This window comes from Dactylosporangium sp. NPDC051087, assembly GCF_055586325.1.
In genome coordinates, this window is record NZ_JBVJIJ010000024.1 from 131877 (window position 1) to 150610 (window position 18734).

Here is an 18734-nt window from a genome sequence, read left to right on the forward strand (position 1 = left end):
AGGACCCGGGCGGCCGCGGCCGCCGGCGAAGCCACCCGGCGTCTCACCCACCCGGGCGCCGCCCGGCGCGCAGGCTGGAGTCCAGGAGGAGGCGATCCGAACCCCGGAAGGAACGCGCATGGACCTGAGGGCGATGGACCTGACGACGCTGGCCGCCGAGGCGTTCCAGTACGGCTACCCGTTGCTGACCAGCCTCGCCGCCGTGGAACGCGACGGTGGCCCGGACAACACGTTCACGCATCAGCGGCGCTTCGACGACCGGCGCAACTGCAACCCCGACCTGCTGTACTCGACCGCGCGGCTCGACCTGTCCGGCGGACCGCTGTGGCTGCGCGTCCCGGACACCGGCGACCGGTATCACGTGCTGCAGTTCGTCGACGCGTGGACGGACAACTTCGCCTACATCAGCGAGCGCTCCACCGGCAGCGCCGAGCGGGAGCTCCTGCTGGTGCCGCCCGGATGGGCGGGACGGGAGGCGCCCGGCGCCCAGGTCATCAGGATCCCGACGATGGTGACGACGCTCATCGGCCGGTTCGCGTGCGGCCAGCACGAGCTTGCAGAGGTGCACGCGCTGCAGGACGCGCTGCGGATCGAGCCGATGTACCCCCAGGTGCCGCTCGACGGGCTGCCGCACCCGCAGGCCGGCGTGCCCGAGGACCTGCTGTTCTTCGAGTCGCTGCGGCGGTCCCTCGCGGCGTTCCCGCCGTCCCCGGCGGAGCGGCGCTACCAGCGCAGGTTCGCGCCGATCGGGCTGCTGGAGCCCGGCACGTCGCCGTACGCCGGTGCGCCGCGCGAGTTCCGCGAGACGCTGCGCGACGGGCTCGCCGCCGCCCGTGACCAGCTCGAGGAGGAGGCGATGACCCGGCACGCCGGGCTCGTCAACGGCTGGACCAACGACCTGCACATGTTCGACTTCAACCTCGACTACTTCGAGGTCGGCACGATGGACACGCCGGAGTGGACGATGCCGGACCGCGACGAGGCGCACGTGGTGCGGGCCGTCGCCGCGCGGACCGGCCTGTGGGGCAACCACGCCTACGAGGCGGTCGCGCCGACCGTGCACAAGGACCGCGACGGGGAGCGGCTCAGCGGCTCGAACGCCTACGAGCTCCGCTTCGCCGAGCCGCCACCGGCCGACGCCGGCTGGTCCCTGGCCGTCTACGACGTGCCCGGCTCGCGACCGGTCCCGAACCAGCTGGACCGGCGCGCCGTCGGCAGCGGCACGCCCGGCCTGCGGCGGGACGCCGACGGGTCGCTGACCATCCGCGTCCAGCGCGACCGGCCCGGCGACGACACCAACTGGCTGCCGGCGCCGGAGGGCGGCTTCCGTCCGGTGCTGCGGATGTACCAGCCGGGCCCGGCCGTCCTGCACGGCGAGTTCCGGCCGCCGCCCGTCGTGCCGGTCAAGGCGGCCTGAACAGCGGCCTGAGCAGGGGGTACTAGCGAACTCCAAGTCGGCTGAAAGTGCCACCGGGGATGGTGGCACCGCTGCATCAGACGACTTGGAGGCACCACATATGTCCCGCTTGCTCGGCCGGCTCGGAGGAGCGGCCGCCGCGCACCCCTGGCGCACGATCGGCGCCTGGCTGATCGTGCTCGTCGCGTTCACCACGTTGTCGGCCGGCTTCGGCGGCACCCCGCACGACGACTACAACGTGCCCGGCACCGAGTCGCAGGCCGGCACCGAGTTCCTGCGCGAACACCTGCCGGCGCTGGCCGGCACCGACGCCCGTGTCGTCGTGCACGGCAAGGGTCCCGTCGACCCGGCGACCCTGGAGGGGCTGCGGGCCCGGCTCGCCGCGATGCCGAGCGTCGGTGACGTGTCGCAGCCGCGGATGTCGGCCGACGGCGACACGGCGCTGATCGCGGTGCGGTACACCATCCCGGTCACCGACTTCGCCGGCACCGCCGGCATGGACGCGCTGCGCACCGCCGCCGAGCCGCTCGTCCGCGAGGGGGTCCAGGTCGAGTTCGGCGGTCAGGTCGCGGAGAACATCTCCGTGCCGTCCGGCACCGCGGAGGCGGTCGGCATCGTCGTGGCGCTGCTGATCCTGGTGCTCGCGCTCGGCTCGGTCGTCGCGGCGGGCCTGCCGCTGATCGTGGCGATCGCCGGTCTCGGCGTCGCGAGCGCCGTCATCGCGCTGCTGGCGCGCGTCACCGACATCAGCGGCACGGCGCCGACGATCGCGACCATGGTCGGCCTCGGCGTCGGCATCGACTACGCGCTGCTGCTCGTCGCCCGGCACGTGGAGGGGCTCCAGGCCGGGCTGGCCCCGCGCGAGGCGGCCGCGGCGGCGAACGCGACCGCCGGGTCGTCGGTCATCGTCGCCGGCCTCACCGTCCTGGTGTCGCTGTTCGGTCTGAAGCTGTCGACGCTGCCGGTGTACTCGTCGTACGGCTACGCCACGTTCGCCGCGCTCGGCGCGGTCATGCTCGCCTCCTTGACGCTCGTCCCCGCGCTGTGCGGCCTGGCGGGCCACCGGGTCCTGCCCCGCGCGGTCCGCAAGCAGATCGCGACCGGCGCCACGGTCCCGGCCCGCAAGGCGCCGGCGGAGCCCGGGTGGACGGCGCGGTGGGCGGCGCTCGTCGGGCGGCGGCCCGTGCTCGCGGCACTGGCGTCGCTGCTGGTCCTGGCCGCGCTGGCGGCGCCGGTCCTCGGCATGCGCACCTGGCCGCAGGACGCCGGCAGCCAGCCGACCTCCAACACCGCGCGGCAGGCGTACGACCTGACGTCCGCCGAGTTCGGTCCCGGCGCCAACGGCCCGCTCGTCATCGCCGTCGACACGGCCAAGGTGTCCGATGTGGACGGTCTCGTCGCGGCGCTGCGCGTCGAGCCCGGCGTCGCGCTGGTGGTGCCCGCCGCTCGTACCGGCGACGCGGCCGTCATCCTCGTCGAGCCCTCGACCGGTCCGCAGGACGAGCGGACCATCGCGCTGCTCGACCACCTCCGCGCCGACGTGCTGCCCGACGGCGCGCTCGTCACGGGGCTCGTCGCGGTGTTCGCCGACATCTCCGACCGGCTCGCCACCCGGCTGTGGATCGTCGTGGCGTTCGTCGTCGCGCTGTCGCTGGTGCTGCTGACGGTGCTGTTCCGGGCGCCGGTCGTCGCGGTCAAGGCGGCCGTGATGAACCTGCTGTCGGTGGCCGCGGCGTACGGCGTGATGACCGCGATCTTCCAGACCGACGCGGGCGCGCGGGCGGTCGGCCTGCCGCACGCGACGCCGGTGTCGACCTGGGTGCCGATCCTGCTCTTCACCGTCCTGTTCGGACTGTCGATGGACTACGAGGTGTTCCTGCTGTCCCGGGTCCGCGAGGACTGGCTGGCGACCGGCGACGCGCAGGGCAGCGTGATCCGCGGCCTGTCGGCGACCGGCCGGGTCATCAGCGGCGCGGCGGCCATCATGGTCGCGGTGTTCGTCGGCTTCGCCCTCGACCCGGACGTCACGGTCAAGATGACCGGCGTGGGCATGGCCGCCGCCGTCCTCATCGACGCGACCCTGGTCCGCCTGGTCCTGGTCCCGGCGGCGATGTCGCTGCTCGGCCGGGCGAACTGGTGGCTGCCGGCGTGGCTGGACCGCCTGCTGCCGCACGTGAAGGTCGAGGCGGAGCCCGCCCGGCAGCTCGAGCCCGTGGCCTGACCCGGGCGGGAACGAAAAACGGGCCCGGCGGAACACCGCCGGGCCCGTTTCGCGGAACGCTCAGCCGTTCACGGTGACCGCGAACGAGTGCGGGCTGGAGCTGGTGCCGTCGGTGTAGCGGACCGTGACCCAGAAGTACGTCCACCCGGGCTCGGTGGGCGTCCAGTGCACGCGGGCCTTGCCGTCGGCGTCGACGGCGACCGTCCTGGGGGTGCTGTCCAGAGACGTGAAGTACTGCACGTCCTGGACGCCGGCCGCGAAGTACGGCGTGACGGTGAAGACACCCTCGACGCCGACGCCGCCGCCCGACCCGTCGACCGGGTAGACGCCGTCGGAGGTGACCTCCGGGTCGTCGACCGAGAAGAAATAGGTCGTGACCGGGTCGTAGTGGGAGGCGCCGGAGCTGTCCTGGCCGGCGTAGGTCAGCTCGTGCTGACCGGCCTGCAGCGGCACCGTCAGCCCTTCGGCGACACCGTCGGCGCCGACCGTGGCGTACTGCTGCGCGCCGCCGTCGACCGTGTAGGCGATCCTGGTGATGCCGTTGCCGACCTGGGTCTCGAAGTGCAGCGTGACGACGGCGCCGCGGCTGCCGGCCGGGTCCGGGACCTGCTCGGTCCGCCACGCGTTGACCCCGTAGCTGCGCACGTTCATCTTGTACTCGCGCACCACCGACATCAGCCGTGCGCGGTCGATGCTCGCCACGTACAGCGTCTGCTGGCCGCTGCCCCACGGACGCCACTCGACCGTGGCGGAGCCGCCCACGTGGTCGGCGGCGACCCGGTTGCTCAGGTTGAACCGCGACGTGCCGTAGACGAACTCGGTCACGTCGGCGGAGCCGTTGGCGGTGAAGACGAACGTGCCCGGATGGCCGGCCTCACCGGTCGGCAGCGGCGGGTTCTCCGGGTAGTCCACCGAGGAGACGCCGGGCGTGTTCGGCGCCGTCTTGTCCACCACGAAGGTGCACGGCGCGCTCCACGCCGAGTAGGCCCGCTGGTCGTAGGTGCGGGCGTGCCAGGCGTAGGTGCCCTCGGCGAGGCCGCCGATGGCGACGTAGCCGGAGCCCCAGACGCCGTCCCCGCCGCTGGTCTGGCTCATCGGGATCGACGTCACCGCCGACGGGTTGCCGGCGGGCCAGAGCTCGGCCTGGGTGGTCAGCGCGTCGCCGGCGTCGGGGTCGGTCTGCTCGGCGTGCACCGTGAAGTCGTAGCCGGCGTAGTACGTGCTGCCGGCGCAGGACCCGCTGTCGCCGTAGGTGTAGCCGACCCTCGTCGGCGTCTTCGGCGGCGTGTTGGTCAGCTCCACGTTGAGGCGGTAGCTGCTCTGCTCCAGGTAGCGGCCGAACTCGGGCTGGTTCTCCTTGCCGCCGGGGACCTTGATCTCGACGTACAGGCGGCTCTGGTGCTTCTTGAGCGCCTTGTCGAGCCCGTCGGTCAGGTCGAAGTTGAGCACCGACACGCAGCCGGGCGTCTCGGCGACCGGGGTGACGGTGCTGCCCGCCGACGCCGGCGGACGGTTCCACGAGTTGGCGGTGGTGAAGTCCGCGACCGGCCGGGCCTCCAGGGCGCGCGGCTTGCCGCAGCCGGTGGCGCCGGTGTCGATGACCCGCAGCTTGGCGGCGTGCAGCCGGGCGCGGGGGACGTTGCCGATGTCGAACCCGAAGTAGATCCGGGTCTTGTGGGTGACCCCGCCGGTGACGTGCGCGCCGAGCGGGAGGGAGCCCTCCGGGTAGTACGTCGTCGTCCCGGGCGTCGCCGAGTCGGTGAGGGCGCTGAACGAGGGGGTGAACGAGAAGTGCGGCTCGGCTGCGTTCGCCGGGGTCGCGGCGAGCACGGCCGCGGCGGCGACCGCCGTCACGGTGAGCGCTTTCGCCGCTGTCCGCCCGCGTCCCCGTAATCCGCGGGTGTCATTGATCAAGTGGATCCCCTTCCATGACAGAGGTGGATGCGATTACCCGCAGCGTATCGATCCGGGGCGCTCCGCACTGACCCGTTTTCCCGCGGCACGGCGGGCCGTCCCGGGTCGAGACCACGGAACAAGGTCGCGTTTGCGCAGGTGGGGCGCGCGCCGGGTGTCCCACGGTGTCCCACGGGCGGCGCGCGGCGGGGCGCCCCGATGCTCCGATGTCTCCTGTCAGCGAACAGCGCAGTCAGGAGAGACGACATGAGCACGGTCACCGCCCGCAGGTCCTGGTTCACGCCCCGGTTCACCCTCAGCGGCGTCCTGTGGACGCTGCAGGTCCTGTGGGGCTTCTTCTTCGCCGGCAGCGGCTTCGGCAAGGTCCTGCTGGCCGACGCCACCCTCTACGCCGAGGCGCCCCGGGCGGTCGCCTGGTACGCGGCGGTGCCGCAGCCGCTGATCGTCTTCATCGGCGTCGTCGAGGTGCTCGGCGGCATCGGCCTGATCCTGCCGGCGCTCACCCGGGTCAGGCCGTACCTGGTGCCGCTCGCCGCGGCGGGCCTGGCCCTCACCATGCTCCTGGCCGCCGGGTTCCACCTCGTGCGCGGCGAATATTCGCTGGTGCCCGCGAACGTCCTGCTGGGCGGGGTCGCCGCGTTCGTCGCCGCCGGGCGGTGGCGCCTGCGGCCGCTGCCGGCCGGGCCGCTCACCACCCGGCGGGTCGTCGTCGCGGGCGTGGTGCTGGTGGTGCTGGTGCTGACGATGTTCGTGCCGACCTGGTACACGATGACCCACGCCCGGTTCTGAACGGGTCAGCGCAGCCCGATGGTCGCCAGGACGCGACCGACCGTCCGCCCCACCGGCCGCAGTACCGCGTCCCGAATCCACCGGCCGGTGGGGGCGACGAGATACCGCCACAGCAGCACGACGGAATGGTTCCAGGACCAGGCGATCGTCCAGGCGACCGCCCTGGCGGGCGGCACGACGAGCCACCGCCACAGCCAGGCGAGCAGCTGACCGGCGGGGCGCAGGCCGTAGTCGACGAGGACGCCGACGACGAACCCGATGGCGATGCCGATGGGGCGCAGGAGGTAGCGGTACAGCAGCACCGCCGTCCACCAGATGCCCTTGCCGAGGTAGACCCAGAACAGCCGGGTCCGCTTCGCGAGCCACACGGTGCCGTCCCACAGCGCCTGCAGCGCCGGGGCGAGCACGTGCTCGATCAGCCAGGCGAGCGGGACGACGACGAGGTACCGCAGCAGCCAGCGCATCGGGCGGACCACCACGTAGTCGAACGCGATGCCGAGCGGGCGCAGCACGTACCGGCGCAGGAACCCCGCCACCGGCGCCACGACGTAGCGGTTGACGACGCCGAAGAGCTCCCACAGCAGCTTGAACGGCAGGACGACGGCGACCGCGACGACCCGGACCGGCCACGCCAGCCACTCCGGCAGCGGCAGCGGCTCGGGCTTGCGCTGTTTACGCAACGAGGTCATGCCGACACCAGGATCGTCCGGGCCCGCATGAGCGCGAAGCCGAGCAGGTTGAGGCCGCGCCACAGGGCCGGCTCGTCGGCGGACGCGTCGCGGGCGCCGAGGCCGATGCCCCAGACCCGGTCCAGAGGGCTCGCCTCGACGAGGATCCGGTCGCCGGTGCCGACGAGGAACGCGCGCAGGTCGGCGTGCTGGCCGAACTTCTCGACGCTGCCACGCACGACGACGTCGAAGCGTTCCCGCTTCCAGACGGTCTCGTCGAAGCCGCGGACTTGCCGGCCGAGGGTCTTCGCGTCGTTCGGGTGCCCGGCGGCCAGCACCTTCGCCGCGGTCGCGGCGTCGTCGAACAGGGTCGCCTTCGACCACATCATGTAGTGCTCGGCGGAGGCGAAACGCACGCCGCCGACGGTGAACTCGACCGGCCACCACTGGCTGAGGCAACCCGCGCCGACGGACCCGCCGGGGCCGGGCCGGTGGCCCCAGAAATGCAGGAACCGGACCTTGGCGCCGCTGTCCATCAGGGCGATGAGCTCGGCGGTGTCGGCGGGTGGATCGGACGGTACTGGCATCCCCCGAGTCTGCCGGACGCCGGGCCGCGCTTATGTCGGCGGTGCGACAGGCAAGATCACCGTCACTACCAGGCCGCCGCCGTCGCGGGGTTCGGCGTGCACGTGCCCGCCGTGGGCGCGGGCGACGGCCCGCACGATCGACAGGCCGAGACCCGCGCCGGGCACCCCGGCGGCGACCCGTTCGGGCCCTAACCTTCGGAACGGCTCGAAGAGGCGCGGGATCTCGTACCGCGGCACGACCGGACCCGTGTTGCTCACCGTCACCGCGACGGTCCCGTCCGGCCGGGTGCCGCAGCTGACGTGGACCCAGCCGCCCTCGGGCAGGTTGTGCCGGACCCCGTTCTCGACGAGGTTGTGCACGAGCCGCTCCAGCAGCACCGCGTTGCCGGTCGTGGGTGCCTCCTGCGGCGCGCAGTCCACCGCGGCCTTCGCGGGCGGCAGTTGCGCCGTGACGTGCTCGACGATGTCGGCGAGGTCGACGAACGAGCGGTCCGTCACCGCCCGCTCCGACCGGGCGAGCAGGAGCAGGCCGTCGATGAGCTGCTCGTGCCGGGCATTGACGGCGAGGAGGGTGGCGCCCAGCTGGCGCAGCTCCGGGGATGCGGTGTCGGGGTCGATCGCGACCTCCAGGAGCGTCCGGTTGAGCGTCAGCGGGGTCCGCAGCTCGTGGGAGGCGTTGGCGATGAACCGCCGCTGGCCGTCGAACGCCTGGTCGAGCCGGGCCAGCATCAGGTCGAACGTGTCGGCGAGCTCCTTGACCTCGTCGTGCGGGCCGCTCAACGCGATCCGCTCGTGCAGGCCCCGGTCCGGGGCGTTGGCGATGCGGCGGGCGGTCGCGGTCACCTGGTGCAGCGGCTGGAGGAGCCGCCCGGCGATCAGCCAGCCGAACGCGGTCGCGGCGAGCGCGATGACGCCGAGCGCGATCCCGCCCTGGGTGAGCATCACCTGACGGGTGTCGTTGGCGACGGTGTCCTGGACCTGCCTGAAGAACATCTTCCCGTCGGGCGGCATGGCCGGCGGGGCCTCGCCCGCGATGCCGGCGATCAGCGTGTTGCCGCTGAGCCGCTGGTACAGCAGCGCGTAGCACACCCCGAGCAGCACCAGCCCGGCGAGGAGGAACAAGCCGCCGTACACCAGCGTCAACCGCGCCCTGATCGTCAGCTTCCGCATCGTCACGCCACCCGGTAGCCGACGCCGGGCTCGGTCAGCACGACCGGCGGGTCGCCGAGCTTGCGGCGCAGCTTGAGGATCGTCATCCGGACCGTGTGGGTGAACGGGTCCGCGTGCTCGTCCCACGCCTTCTCCAGCAGCTGCTCGGCGGAGACCGCGGCGCCGCCGGCGCGCAGCAGCTCGGCGAGGACGGCGAACTCCTTGCGGGACAGCGGCACGTACCGGCCGTCGCGGTACACCTCGCGGCGGTGCGGGTCGAGCCGGATCCCGGCGCGTTCCAGCACGGGCGGCGCCGCGGCCCGCGCCCGCCGGCCGAGCGCGGCGACCCGCGCCGACAGCTCGCGGAACGCGAACGGCTTCGGCAGGTAGTCGTCGGCGCCGAGGGCGAGCCCGGCGACCCGGTCGTCGATGTCGGCGGCGGCGGTCAGCATCAGCACCCGGGCCGCGCCGTCGCGGGCGGCGAGGGACCGGCACACGTCGTCGCCGTGGACGACCGGCAGGTCCCGGTCGAGGACGACGACGTCGTAGTCGTTGACGTCGAGGCGCTCCAGGGCGGCACCGCCGTCGTGGACGACGTCGACCGCGTGCGCGTCGCGGCGCAGCCCCTGCGCGACCGTCTCGGCGAGCAGCGGCTCGTCCTCCACCACCAGAATCCGCATACCCCCCATGGTGCCGCGCCGCGGTGTCACGCCGGCGTCAACGTTTCCGGTTACGGCCCGGTGACGCGCCGCCCGTTTGACTTCGGCGCAGCGGCCGGCGAACGCCCGGCCCGCCAGGAGGAACCATGTTGCGCGTCAGGACAGCGCCGGTGTCCGCCCCGATGCTCGGCCTGCTGCTCGTCCTCGGTCTCGCCGTCACCGGGTGCGCCGGGCCCGGCGGCGGCGACGACGGGGTGGCCAGCGCCGGCGGCACACCGACGGCGAGCGCCACCCCGGGTGCCGGGGCGGGCCGGCCGGACCCGGTGAAGGACCAGGAGAACTTCCTCAGGTACGCCCAGTGCATGCGCGAACAGGGCGTCGACATGCCCGACCCGCAGATCGACGGCGGCGCGGTCTCGATGATGCTGCCGGAGGGCACCGACAAGGCCAAGGCCGACGCCGCCAACGCGAAGTGCAAGCAGTTCCTGCCCAACGGCGGCGAGCCGATGAAGGCCGACCCGGAGATGCAGGAGCGGATGCGCAGGTTCGCGCAGTGCATGCGGGAGAACGGCCTGCCGGACTTCCCGGACCCGGGCGAGGACGGCGGCATCCGCATCGACGGCAACGCCGCCGGCGCGCTCGACCCCGGCAGCGAGGCGTTCAAGAAGGCGGAGCAGGCGTGCCAGGAGTTCCGGCCGAAGCGGCCCGGCTCCGACGGCGAGGGCTCGACGAACCAGAAGACAGAGACCGGCGGCGGCGCATGAGCGCGGGTCGTCGGCGCGGGTCCAGGGCGGGACGGGTGGCGGTGACGGTCGCGGTGGTCGCGGCCGTCGGCGCCGCCGCGGCGGCCGGGCTCGGCCTGCCGGACCGGGACAGCGACGCCGCGACGTCGGCGAAGGCGGCGCCGCCGCGGACCGCGAAGGTGACCCGGCAGACGCTCGTCGACACCCAGACCGAGGACGGCGAGCTCGGCCACGGCGACGCCGTCACGGTGTCCGGCCGGCTCTCCGGCACGCTGACCGGGCTGCCGGACACCGGCGCGACCGTCCAGCGTGGACAGTCGCTGTACCGGGTGGACGACCTGCCGGTCGTGCTGCTGTACGGCGCCCTGCCCGCGTACCGCATCCTGGCGCCCGGCACGGAGGGCGCCGACGTCCGCCAGTTCGAGGAGAACCTGGCCGCGCTCGGCTACAAGGGGTTCACCGTCGACGACGAGTACACCGCCTCGACGGCGACCGCGGTCAAGGCGTGGCAGGGCAAGCTGGGCCTGACGAAGACCGGCGTGGTCGAGCTCGGCCGGGTCGTCTACGCCGCCGGTGCCGTCCGCGTCGAGGAGCACAAGGCGGCCGTCGGCGACCCGGCCGGCGGTGCGCTGCTCACCTGCACCGGCACCGGCCCGGTCGTCACCGTCACCCTGGAGGTGTCCGACCAGCGGCTCGCGGCCGCCGGCACCGCGGTCACCGTCAAGCTCCCCACCGGCAAGACCGTGCCCGGCAAGGTCGTGCGGGTCCAGACGGTCATCACCCCCGCCGAGGGCAACAATCCGGCGGAGACCGGCCTGGAGGTGACCGTCGCGCCCGACGACAGCACCGCGTTCGCCGGTCTGGAGCACGCCACCGTCGAGGTCGGGTTCACCGCCTCACGCAAGGAGAACGTGCTGACCGCGCCGGTGGCGGCGCTGCTCGCGCTCGCCGAGGGCGGGTACGGGCTGCAGATCGTCGAAAACGGCGCCGGCCGGGTCGTCGCCGTCGAGGTCGGCATGTTCGCCGCCGGCCGGGTCGAGGTCACCGGTGACGGCATCGCCGAGGGCGTCCAGGTCGGGGTGCCGTCATGAGCGACGTGGTCGCCCTGGACGGCGTCAGCAAGTCGTACCCCGGCGGCGTCACCGCCGTGAGGGAGGTGTCGCTGTCGATCGGATCGGGGGAGATGGTCGCGATCGTCGGGCCGTCTGGCTCCGGCAAGTCGACCATGCTGCACCTGATCGGCACGCTCGACCGGCCGTCGGCCGGCACCGTGCGCATCGACGGGCACGACGTGTCCGCGCTCACCGACCGGCAGCTGTCCGCGCTGCGGGCCCGGCGGATCGGGTTCGTCTTCCAGCAGTTCCACCTCGCGCCCGGGCAGAGCGCGCTGGACAACGTCGCCGACGGCCTGCTCTACGCGGGACCGTCGCGGGCGCAGCGGCGCGCGAAGGCGGAGGCGGCGCTGGTGCGGGTCGGGCTCGCCGACCGGCTCGACCATCTGCCGCACGAACTGTCCGGGGGTGAGCGGCAGCGGGTCGCGATCGCCCGCGCCGTCGTCGGCGAGCCCGCCCTGCTGCTCGCCGACGAGCCGACCGGCAACCTCGACTCCGCGTCGGGCGCCGGCGTCGTCGAGCTGCTGCGGGAGCTGCACGCCGGCGGCACCACCGTCCTCGTCATCACCCACGACCAGGCGATCGCGGCGGCCCTGCCCCGGCAGGTCGTCATGCGCGACGGCTCGGTCGTCCCGGCCGCGACGCCGGACCCGGCACCACGCCACGGCGCGGGGGTGATGTCATGACCGCGCCGCTGCGGCCGGCTCGGCTGTACCTCAGTGACGTGCTGCGGGTCGGCAGTGCCGGGCTGCGGACCAGGCCGATGCGGGTGTTCCTGTCCGCGCTGGGCATCGCGATCGGCATCGCCGCGATGACCGCCGTCGTCGGCATCTCCTCTTCCAGCCGGGCGGAGCTGGACCGGCAGCTCGACGCGCTCGGCACCAACCTGCTCACCGTCGCGCCCGGCAGCGACCTGTTCGGCGGCGACGCGACCCTGCCCGACGAGTCGGTCACGATGATCTCGCGGATCGGGCCGGTCACCGAGGTCGCCGCGACCGGCAAGGTGTCCGGCGCGCACGTCTACCGCAACGACCACATCCCGGTCGCGCAGACCGGCGCGATCAGCGTGCAGGCCGCGCACCTGGACCTGCCGCGGACGGTCGGGGCGTCCCTGGCCGACGGGATCTGGTTCAACGCGGCGACGGCCCGCTACCCGGCGGTCGTCCTCGGCGCGGCGGCGGCCCGGCGGCTCGGCGTCGACACGGCCGGCGACGGTGTCCAGGTGTACCTGGACCGCCGGTGGTTCACGGTCGTCGGGGTGCTCCGGCCGGTACCCCTCGCGCCGGAGCTCGACGCGACCGCCCTCGTCGGCTGGCCGGCCGCGCAGACCTACCTCGGCTTCGACGGGCACCCGACGACCGTCTACACGAGGTCCAGGGACGAGCAGGTCGAGGCGGTCCGGGCCGTCCTGGCCGCGACCGCGAACCCGCAGAGTCCCAGCGAGGTCAGGGTGTCCCGGCCGTCGGACGCGCTCGCCGCCCGGCAGGCCACGGACCGGACGTTCACCGGGCTGCTGCTCGGTCTCGGCGCCGTCGCGCTGCTCGTCGGCGGGGTCGGGGTGGCCAACACGATGGTCATCTCGGTCCTGGAGCGGCGCGCCGAGATCGGCCTGCGGCGGGCGCTGGGCGCCACCCGCGGGCAGGTCCTGCTGCAGTTCCTCGCCGAGTCGCTGCTGCTGTCGGCGCTCGGCGGGGTCGGCGGGGTGGTCCTCGGCGTCGCGGTGACCGGGGTGTACGCCTTCACCCGCGGCTGGCCGGCGATCGTGCCGCCGTGGGCGACCGCCGGCGGTGTCGTCGCGACACTGGTCATCGGCGCGGTCGCCGGGCTCTACCCCGCGGTGCGGGCGGCCAGGCTCGCGCCGACGGAGGCCCTCGCCGCGCCGTGATCGGCCGCCTGCCGGGCGGCACCGTACACCCGCAGCAGGTGGTCGAGGTAGTTCTGGGTCGAATACGCCTCGGCGGCGGCCCGGCCGGCCTCGGCCACCTCGCGGTGCAGCAGCGGATCCGTCAGGACCCGCACGAGCGCGGCGGCGAACGAGTCCGCGTCCGGCGCGGTGCTCAGCCGGTGCGTCCCGGCGAGCGCCGCGTCGGCGAGGACGACGGGCAGCCCCTGCGCCTCCGCCTCGACCAGCACGAGCCCCTGCGTGTCGGTGGTCGACGCGAACGCCAGGACGTCGGCCATCCGGTAGTAGGCGGCCATGCTCGCGTGCGGCACCGGCCGGACCAGCCGGACCGCGTGCGCGACCCCGGCCTGCCGGGCCAGCCGCAGGACCGCCTGCCGGCGCTGCAGCACCCCGAGCATCACCAGCCGGGCGTCCGGCAGCCGCCGCAGCAGCCGCGCGAACGACTCCAGCAGCAGCTGCGGGTCCTTCTCCTTCGTGGCCCGCCCGACGGCGAGGACGACGGGCGCGTCGGCCGGCAGGCGCAGCGACCGGCGCAGTTCGTCGCGGCCGAGCGGGCAGTCGGGCAGCGTCACCGACGTCGGCACCGTCCACACCGGAGGGACCCGCTCGAACTCGGCGAGGCTCGCCGCCGTCTTCTCCGACGGCGCGATGAGGATCGCGGTGCGGTCCAGGAACTCCTGACCGACCCGCAGCAGCTGGGCCCGCCGCTCGGTGCCGGGCCGGGTCAGCTTCAGGTAGTCCCGCACGGTCCAGCCGACCTGGAGGCGCTGCGCGGCGTGCGCGGCCCCGAGCTGGATCTCCATGAAATGCGCGGAGTACGCGAGCAGGTCGGTGTGCCAGGTCATGACGACCGGGATGTCGTGGGCCCGCGCGTACCGCAGCCCGCCGACGCCGACCGGTCCCTGCGTGTGGATGTGCACGACCTCGGGAACCCGCCGCATGCCGGGGAACCGCGGCACGCCGATGCGGACGTTGCGCAGCGGCACCGGCACCGACCGGACCCCGCACGGCTCGGCCCGGCCGCGCAGCAGCGGCGCCGGCTGGTACACCTGGACCTCGTGACCGGCGTCGCGGAGCAGGCCGACGGTCGTCGCGACGGAGATCGCCACGCCGTCGGAGCGGCCGGCGTGGCTGTCGCAGAAGTGCGCAACTCTCACGCCGCACATGGTGCGGCACACCTGCCCGCTTCGGGGATGGCCCGCGCGAGGTGTACGCCGTCCGGCCACGGGATGTTCATTGATCCAAGGACACGGCCAGCGCGGCGTCGCGAACCTCGGCGACCCGGTGAAGGCGCAGGTCCCGCACCACCGCCCGCCACGGCGGCGGCCACCCGAGGCTCCTGCCCCGGCCGGCGTACGCGAGTGCGAACAACCCGTCCGCGAGGCCTCCTCCGGCGGCGAGCGCGGCGGCCGTCCGCCTCAGCGTCTCGGGCTCGGCGACGACCCGCTCCAGCCGCTGCCCGATCCGCCCGGCCAGCCCGGCGGCGAGGACCGGCCGGTCGGCGACCAGGTCGCGGACCTCGTCGAGGCCGGCCGGGTCGGCGAGGTCGGCCGCCTCGGTGAGCAGCGCCGCGGCCGCGGCCACGAACCCGTCCATCGTGGACAGCGCCCGTCCGGCCGCTCCGGCGGCCCGCCGCCCGGGCGCGTCGGCGGCGGCCCGCCCCGACCAGCCGATGACGCCTTTGACCAGCGCTTCGACCCGCCGCCGCGCCGCCAGATCCTGTCCCCCGCCGACGGCGGGTCGGCCGCCGGTCGCGGCGGGTTGGGCGGCGGTTGCGGCGGGTTGGGCGGCGGTTGCGGCTGTCCCGGCGGTTTCGGCGGGTCGGCCGCCGGTCGCGGCGGGTTGGGCGGCGGTCGCGGTGGTTTCGGTCCCGGCGGCCCCGGCGGCGGTCGCGGCGGGTTGGGAGTCGCCGGCGGGCACGGTTCGGGCGGTGCCGGCGGGCACGGTTCGGGCGGTGCCGGCGGCGTCCGGGGCGGCTTCGGGGATGTTCGTGGCGGTGCCGGCTGCGGCCGTGGCGGCTTCGGCGGCGTTCGTCGTGGTTTCGGCGGCGGCGAGGGCGTGGACGGCGGCGACCAGGGGTGCTTCACCGAGGCCCGCGGCGACCAGGCCGACCACGGCGCGGACGACCGCGGGCCAGACGACCCGGTCGTCGAGGTCGGTCAGCCGCGCCACGACGGCGCCGCTGACGTCCGCCAGCCACGGCGCCCACGCCGGCAGCACCTCCCAGGCCCGCACGGCCACGGCCCGGTCGGGGGCGGCGCCGGCGGCCGCGACCAGGGCCGCGTACTCGGCCCGGCGGCCCACCGGCACCAGCCACGGGTCGGCCGCGAGGAGCGTCATGACGTCGTCGCGGCCGCCGCCCGCCGACGCGGCGCGCAGGATCCGCCACATGCCCGGGTCCTCGGCCCGCTGCCTGGCCGCGGACACGACCGCGACCCGGACGTCACGGTGCAGTGCCGGGTCCTGCCACAGCCGCCACAGCACGCCGGCCGCGCCCGGCACCGACCGGGCGGCGAGCAGCCGGACCGCCTCCTTGCGCACCGTCACCTTCCCCCGCGCCGGGTCGAGGAGCGGTTCGAGGGCGGCGAGCAGGGCCGACGGCGGGGCGAAGCGGCTGGCCCGGCCGAGCGCGGCGACGGTGACCCTGGCCCGGTCGTCGCCCGCGTGGGCGAGGAGCACCGGCAGCGCCGCCGCCGGACTGCCGGTCCAGGCGAGCGCCGCCAGGGCCGCCTCCGCGACGGGCCCGTCCCCGGCGCCGGCCCACCGCAGCAGCAGCGCCTCGCCGTGCACGGGGATCGGGGCCGCGTCGCGCAGGGCGGTCGCGCGGGACTGCGGGGTCGCGCCCGGGTCGGCGACCACGTCGGCCTGGCGTTCGGCGTACAGCTGCTGCAGCCGGGGCGGCCAGCGCCTGGGCAGGACCGCGCGCGGCGGCACCCAGCGGGCACCGGCGGCCACGAAACGGCCGGTCGGTGGCGTGCCGGTCAGGGCGGCGCCGAGCAGGTCGTCGCGGCTGGTGCAGACCGCGTGCCACACGACGGGCAGCGCGATCGCCGACGGGTCCTCGCGCAGCACGGCCTCGACCCGGTCGGCGCGGTGCCGCGGGTCGGCGAGCCACAGGCCGGCGGCGGTGCGGGTGACGTCGGCGAGGTTGCCGCGGCGGATCGCCCGCTCCAGCATCGACTGCAGCTCCGGCAGCCGCCACGCCCGCCTGCCGAGGGCCCGGGCGACGGCGAAGAGCGGCTCGAAGCGGGCGCGTTCGGCGCCGAGCTGCACCCAGCCGCGGACCGCCTCGAACGCCTGCGTCTCCTGCCCCCGGCGCAGCCCGCGGTCCAGGCGGCCGAGGTACGGCACCCGGTCGTCGCCGAGGACCCGCTGGAACGTGTGCAGCGCCCAGCGGACGAGGACCGGCGAGTCGAACCGCTCCCGCAGCACCGTCACCGCGAGCTGGCTGAGCTGGTGCGCCGCCATCGGGGCACCGGCCTGCACGACGTCGGCGACGACCTGTTCGAGGGGTTCGACGAGCTCGGGGCGCAGCAGCGCCGGGCGGACCTCGCCGAGGCTGCTCAGCGCGGCGGCCCGGACGGGGTCCTGTTCGTTGCGCAGCCGCAGGAGGTGGTGCGTCGCGGCGAGGACGGCGGCCGGGTCGTTGCTGCGCGCCGCGCACCGGATCAGCAGCTGCCAGGCGGTGGCGCGGTCCTCGGCGCGGGCCCGGCGGGTCGCGGCGAGCAGCGGCGCCTCCGCCTCCGCCCACGGCAGGTGCGCCGTGTACGACAGGGTCAGCGGCTCGCTCTGCCGCACCGCCTCCAGCGTGCCCGCCCGCCGCGCCTCCGCCACCCGCAGCGCGTCGGGCAGCAGCCCGTGCACGGCGGGGTCCGGCTCCGACCGGGAGCGGTCCACGTCCGACATCGCGCGGGTGAAGAGCTCGGCCCGGTCGCCGGGCGGCACGGCGGCCAGCAGCCGGGCGAACGCCGGACCGTTGCCGCGCAGCCGCAGCGCGAGCCCGGCCAGCCCGGCGACCGGCAGGCGGCTCAGCCGCGACAGCACCGCCCGGGGCAGCGTCACCCCCGGCAGCCACGCCGCCCGCGACGGCGCCGTCAGCAGGTCGAGGACCCGCAGCGGGTCGGCGGCGACGAGCACCCCGTAGGCGCGCAGCGGCCCCGGCAGCGTCCCGGCCGGCGCGTACGCCTCCAGGAGGTCCAGGACCTGGTGCGGCAGCGCGGGCGCGGCGGCCAGGACCCCGGTCCCGTGCCGCGCCCACCAGGCGGTGCGGGCGGCGGCGGGCAGCTCCGCCAGCTCCAGCCCGGCCTGCTCGAGGCAGCCGCGCGGGAACCGCCGGGTCAGGGCGGCCCGGTCGCCGAGCGCGTGGGTCAGCTGCGGGAGCAGCCGGTCGACGGTCGCCGCACCGCAGGCGGGGAGCAGCGCCGCGGCCTCGGCGTCGCCGAACCGGGCGCGGACCGGGTCGACGAGCGCCTCGGCGAGGTCCGTGCGCCGGCAGACGCGGATCCGCCGGTACAGCCGGGCCCGCGTGTCCGAGGGGGCGTCCGCGACGAGCCGGGCGACTGGCTCCGCCGGGGTGTCGGCGGACCCGGCCCAGGCGAGCAGGGCACCGGTGCGGATGTGCGGGTCGTCGTCGGTGAGCGCGGCGAGCACCCCCTGCCGGTCCTGCCCGACGAGCGCCATGAACAGCGCCGTCTCGCGGGCCTGCCGGTCACCGCCGCGCAGCGCTGTGAGGGTCACGCCGAGCGTGCCGTCCGCCGCCCCGGCGACGGCCCGGGCCGCGAACATCCGCCGGCGGGCGGGGTAGGGCAGATGGTCGCCGTCCATCCCCACATCTTCCTACCCTCGCGCCCCGGTACGTCACCAGAAGCCCGTCATCCGGATCGCCTCGACCTGCCGCCAGGCGAGCAGGGCGACCGTGCCGAGCGTGACCGTCGCCGCCGCGAACCAGCCCCACGCGCGCGGGCGGGGGCCACGGCGCAGGAGCACGACGCAGACCGCGACGGCGAGCCCCGCCTCGGCGCCGGCCTCGACCAGCCACGGCGCGACCTCGGCCAGGTATCCGGCCCGGTAGCCGCTCGCCTGCAGGAGCCGCACCAGCGCCTGTCCCGCGAGGAGCGCGCAGGCGGCCCCGGCGGCGATCGCGGAGGCCCGGGGCCGGGACCGGCGGATCGCGTGGCCGAGCAGGCCGAGGACGACCCCGCCGGCGACGGACGCGGCGAGCCAGAACGCGGTCGCCACCAGCACCGACCGCAGCCCGTACGCGGCGGCCGAGCTGCCGTCCTCCAGCTGGCCCCAGCGCCAGCGGTCCCCGTCGGCCAGGATCACGCCGTAGTAGACGACGGTGGCTACGGCGAGGACGGTGACTGCGGCGCCGATCGCGGCGGTCCGGCGGCCCGCGGCGGCGAAGGCGAGGATCAGGGCGGCGCCGCCCCACGCGAGGCCGCTGCTGGACACCAGCACCATCGCGACGGCGAGCAGCCCGTGGCAGAAGTCGGCAGCGTACGCCAGCCCGCCGAGCAGCACACCGACGACCGACGACCGCACCCACACGGAAGGTGATGGTAGTGAACGA

General features: G+C 75.2%; 15 protein-coding genes. 7 read left to right on the forward strand and 8 right to left on the reverse strand.

Annotated features, from left to right (window positions below; all coding sequences use genetic code 11):
- Positions 1-118: 118 nt before the first annotated feature.
- Both ACZ6TV_RS38795 and ACZ6TV_RS38800 read left to right on the forward strand, forming a co-directional pair.
- A complete protein-coding gene (locus tag ACZ6TV_RS38795; protein WP_465303532.1) occupies positions 119-1417 on the forward strand; it encodes a DUF1254 domain-containing protein in 1299 nt (432 codons plus the stop codon).
- Positions 1418-1517: 100 nt separating this feature from the next.
- Complete coding sequence (locus tag ACZ6TV_RS38800) at positions 1518-3638, forward strand: MMPL family transporter (RefSeq protein ID WP_465303534.1); 2121 nt, start codon at positions 1518-1520, stop codon at positions 3636-3638.
- A gap of 60 nt (positions 3639-3698) precedes the next feature.
- On the opposite strand, the gene ACZ6TV_RS38805 is transcribed toward ACZ6TV_RS38800, so the two are convergent.
- Positions 3699-5492, reverse strand: a complete 1794-nt coding sequence (locus tag ACZ6TV_RS38805; protein ID WP_465303536.1) for a hypothetical protein — start codon at positions 5490-5492, stop codon at positions 3699-3701.
- Positions 5493-5798: 306 nt separating this feature from the next.
- Here ACZ6TV_RS38805 and ACZ6TV_RS38810 point away from each other — a divergent pair, with 306 nt between their 5' ends.
- Positions 5799-6341 (forward strand): DoxX family protein, encoded by a 543-nt coding sequence (locus tag ACZ6TV_RS38810; RefSeq protein ID WP_465303538.1) that lies wholly within the window; start codon positions 5799-5801, stop codon positions 6339-6341.
- 5 nt (positions 6342-6346) lie between these two features.
- Here the strand turns inward: ACZ6TV_RS38810 and ACZ6TV_RS38815 are convergent, their stop codons facing one another.
- Genes ACZ6TV_RS38815 through ACZ6TV_RS38830 form a run of 4 tightly spaced genes read right to left on the reverse strand, consistent with a single transcriptional unit; the run spans position 6347 to position 9425 of the window.
- Positions 6347-7030, reverse strand: a complete 684-nt coding sequence (locus tag ACZ6TV_RS38815; protein WP_465303540.1) for a hypothetical protein — start codon at positions 7028-7030, stop codon at positions 6347-6349.
- On the reverse strand, positions 7027-7596 hold the full coding sequence (locus tag ACZ6TV_RS38820; protein WP_465303542.1) for an NADAR family protein: 570 nt from the start codon (positions 7594-7596) through the stop codon (positions 7027-7029). Before ACZ6TV_RS38820 ends, ACZ6TV_RS38815 begins: the two co-directional genes overlap by 4 nt.
- Before the next feature lie 30 nt (positions 7597-7626).
- Positions 7627-8766, reverse strand: coding sequence for a sensor histidine kinase (locus ACZ6TV_RS38825; RefSeq protein ID WP_465303544.1), 1140 nt, complete (start codon positions 8764-8766; stop codon positions 7627-7629).
- A gap of 2 nt (positions 8767-8768) precedes the next feature.
- Positions 8769-9425: a response regulator transcription factor gene (locus tag ACZ6TV_RS38830; RefSeq protein WP_465303546.1), complete on the reverse strand. Its 657-nt coding sequence runs from the start codon at positions 9423-9425 to the stop codon at positions 8769-8771.
- Between the two features lie 125 nt (positions 9426-9550).
- Here ACZ6TV_RS38830 and ACZ6TV_RS38835 point away from each other — a divergent pair, with 125 nt between their 5' ends.
- Genes ACZ6TV_RS38835 through ACZ6TV_RS38850 form a run of 4 tightly spaced genes read left to right on the forward strand, consistent with a single transcriptional unit; the run spans position 9551 to position 13144 of the window.
- A complete protein-coding gene (locus ACZ6TV_RS38835; RefSeq protein ID WP_465303548.1) occupies positions 9551-10168 on the forward strand; it encodes a hypothetical protein in 618 nt (205 codons plus the stop codon).
- 35 nt (positions 10169-10203) lie between these two features.
- Entirely contained in the window at positions 10204-11238 is a 1035-nt protein-coding gene (locus tag ACZ6TV_RS38840; RefSeq protein WP_465303550.1) for a peptidoglycan-binding protein, read from the forward strand.
- Between the two features lie 5 nt (positions 11239-11243).
- On the forward strand, positions 11244-11945 hold the full coding sequence (locus ACZ6TV_RS38845; RefSeq protein ID WP_465303665.1) for an ABC transporter ATP-binding protein: 702 nt from the start codon (positions 11244-11246) through the stop codon (positions 11943-11945).
- Positions 11942-13144, forward strand: a complete 1203-nt coding sequence (locus tag ACZ6TV_RS38850) for an ABC transporter permease (RefSeq protein WP_465303552.1) — start codon at positions 11942-11944, stop codon at positions 13142-13144. Before ACZ6TV_RS38845 ends, ACZ6TV_RS38850 begins: the two co-directional genes overlap by 4 nt.
- Here ACZ6TV_RS38850 and ACZ6TV_RS38855 read toward each other — a convergent pair.
- The 3 genes from ACZ6TV_RS38855 to ACZ6TV_RS38865 all read right to left on the reverse strand — a co-directional run bounded on the left by ACZ6TV_RS38855 (position 13087) and on the right by ACZ6TV_RS38865 (position 18712).
- Positions 13087-14319 carry a glycosyltransferase gene (locus tag ACZ6TV_RS38855; protein ID WP_465303554.1) on the reverse strand — a complete coding sequence of 411 codons (1233 nt, stop codon included), beginning with the start codon at positions 14317-14319 and terminating at the stop codon, positions 13087-13089. The two genes, ACZ6TV_RS38850 and ACZ6TV_RS38855, sit on opposite strands and share 58 nt — an antisense overlap.
- A 76-nt stretch (positions 14320-14395) precedes the next feature.
- Positions 14396-17986 carry a hypothetical protein gene (locus tag ACZ6TV_RS38860; protein WP_465303556.1) on the reverse strand — a complete coding sequence of 1197 codons (3591 nt, stop codon included), beginning with the start codon at positions 17984-17986 and terminating at the stop codon, positions 14396-14398.
- A 33-nt stretch (positions 17987-18019) separates the two neighbouring features.
- Entirely contained in the window at positions 18020-18712 is a 693-nt protein-coding gene (locus tag ACZ6TV_RS38865) for a DUF6518 family protein (RefSeq protein WP_465303558.1), read from the reverse strand.
- Between the last annotated feature and the right edge of the window lie 22 nt (positions 18713-18734).

Excerpts from the sequence above, each read along its gene's own strand:
- ACZ6TV_RS38820 (WP_465303542.1), bottom strand. The coding sequence starts at position 7,596 with ATGCCAGTACCGTCCGATCCACCCGCCGACACCGCCGAGCTCATCGCC.
- ACZ6TV_RS38860 (WP_465303556.1), bottom strand. The coding sequence starts at position 17,986 with ATGGACGGCGACCATCTGCCCTACCCCGCCCGCCGGCGGATGTTCGCG.
- ACZ6TV_RS38815 (WP_465303540.1), bottom strand. The coding sequence starts at position 7,030 with ATGACCTCGTTGCGTAAACAGCGCAAGCCCGAGCCGCTGCCGCTGCCG.
- ACZ6TV_RS38795 (WP_465303532.1), top strand. The coding sequence starts at position 119 with ATGGACCTGAGGGCGATGGACCTGACGACGCTGGCCGCCGAGGCGTTC.
- ACZ6TV_RS38850 (WP_465303552.1), top strand. The coding sequence starts at position 11,942 with ATGACCGCGCCGCTGCGGCCGGCTCGGCTGTACCTCAGTGACGTGCTG.
- ACZ6TV_RS38810 (WP_465303538.1), top strand. The coding sequence starts at position 5,799 with ATGAGCACGGTCACCGCCCGCAGGTCCTGGTTCACGCCCCGGTTCACC.
- ACZ6TV_RS38800 (WP_465303534.1), top strand. The coding sequence starts at position 1,518 with ATGTCCCGCTTGCTCGGCCGGCTCGGAGGAGCGGCCGCCGCGCACCCC.
- ACZ6TV_RS38825 (WP_465303544.1), bottom strand. The coding sequence starts at position 8,766 with ATGCGGAAGCTGACGATCAGGGCGCGGTTGACGCTGGTGTACGGCGGC.
- ACZ6TV_RS38835 (WP_465303548.1), top strand. The coding sequence starts at position 9,551 with ATGTTGCGCGTCAGGACAGCGCCGGTGTCCGCCCCGATGCTCGGCCTG.
- ACZ6TV_RS38830 (WP_465303546.1), bottom strand. The coding sequence starts at position 9,425 with ATGCGGATTCTGGTGGTGGAGGACGAGCCGCTGCTCGCCGAGACGGTC.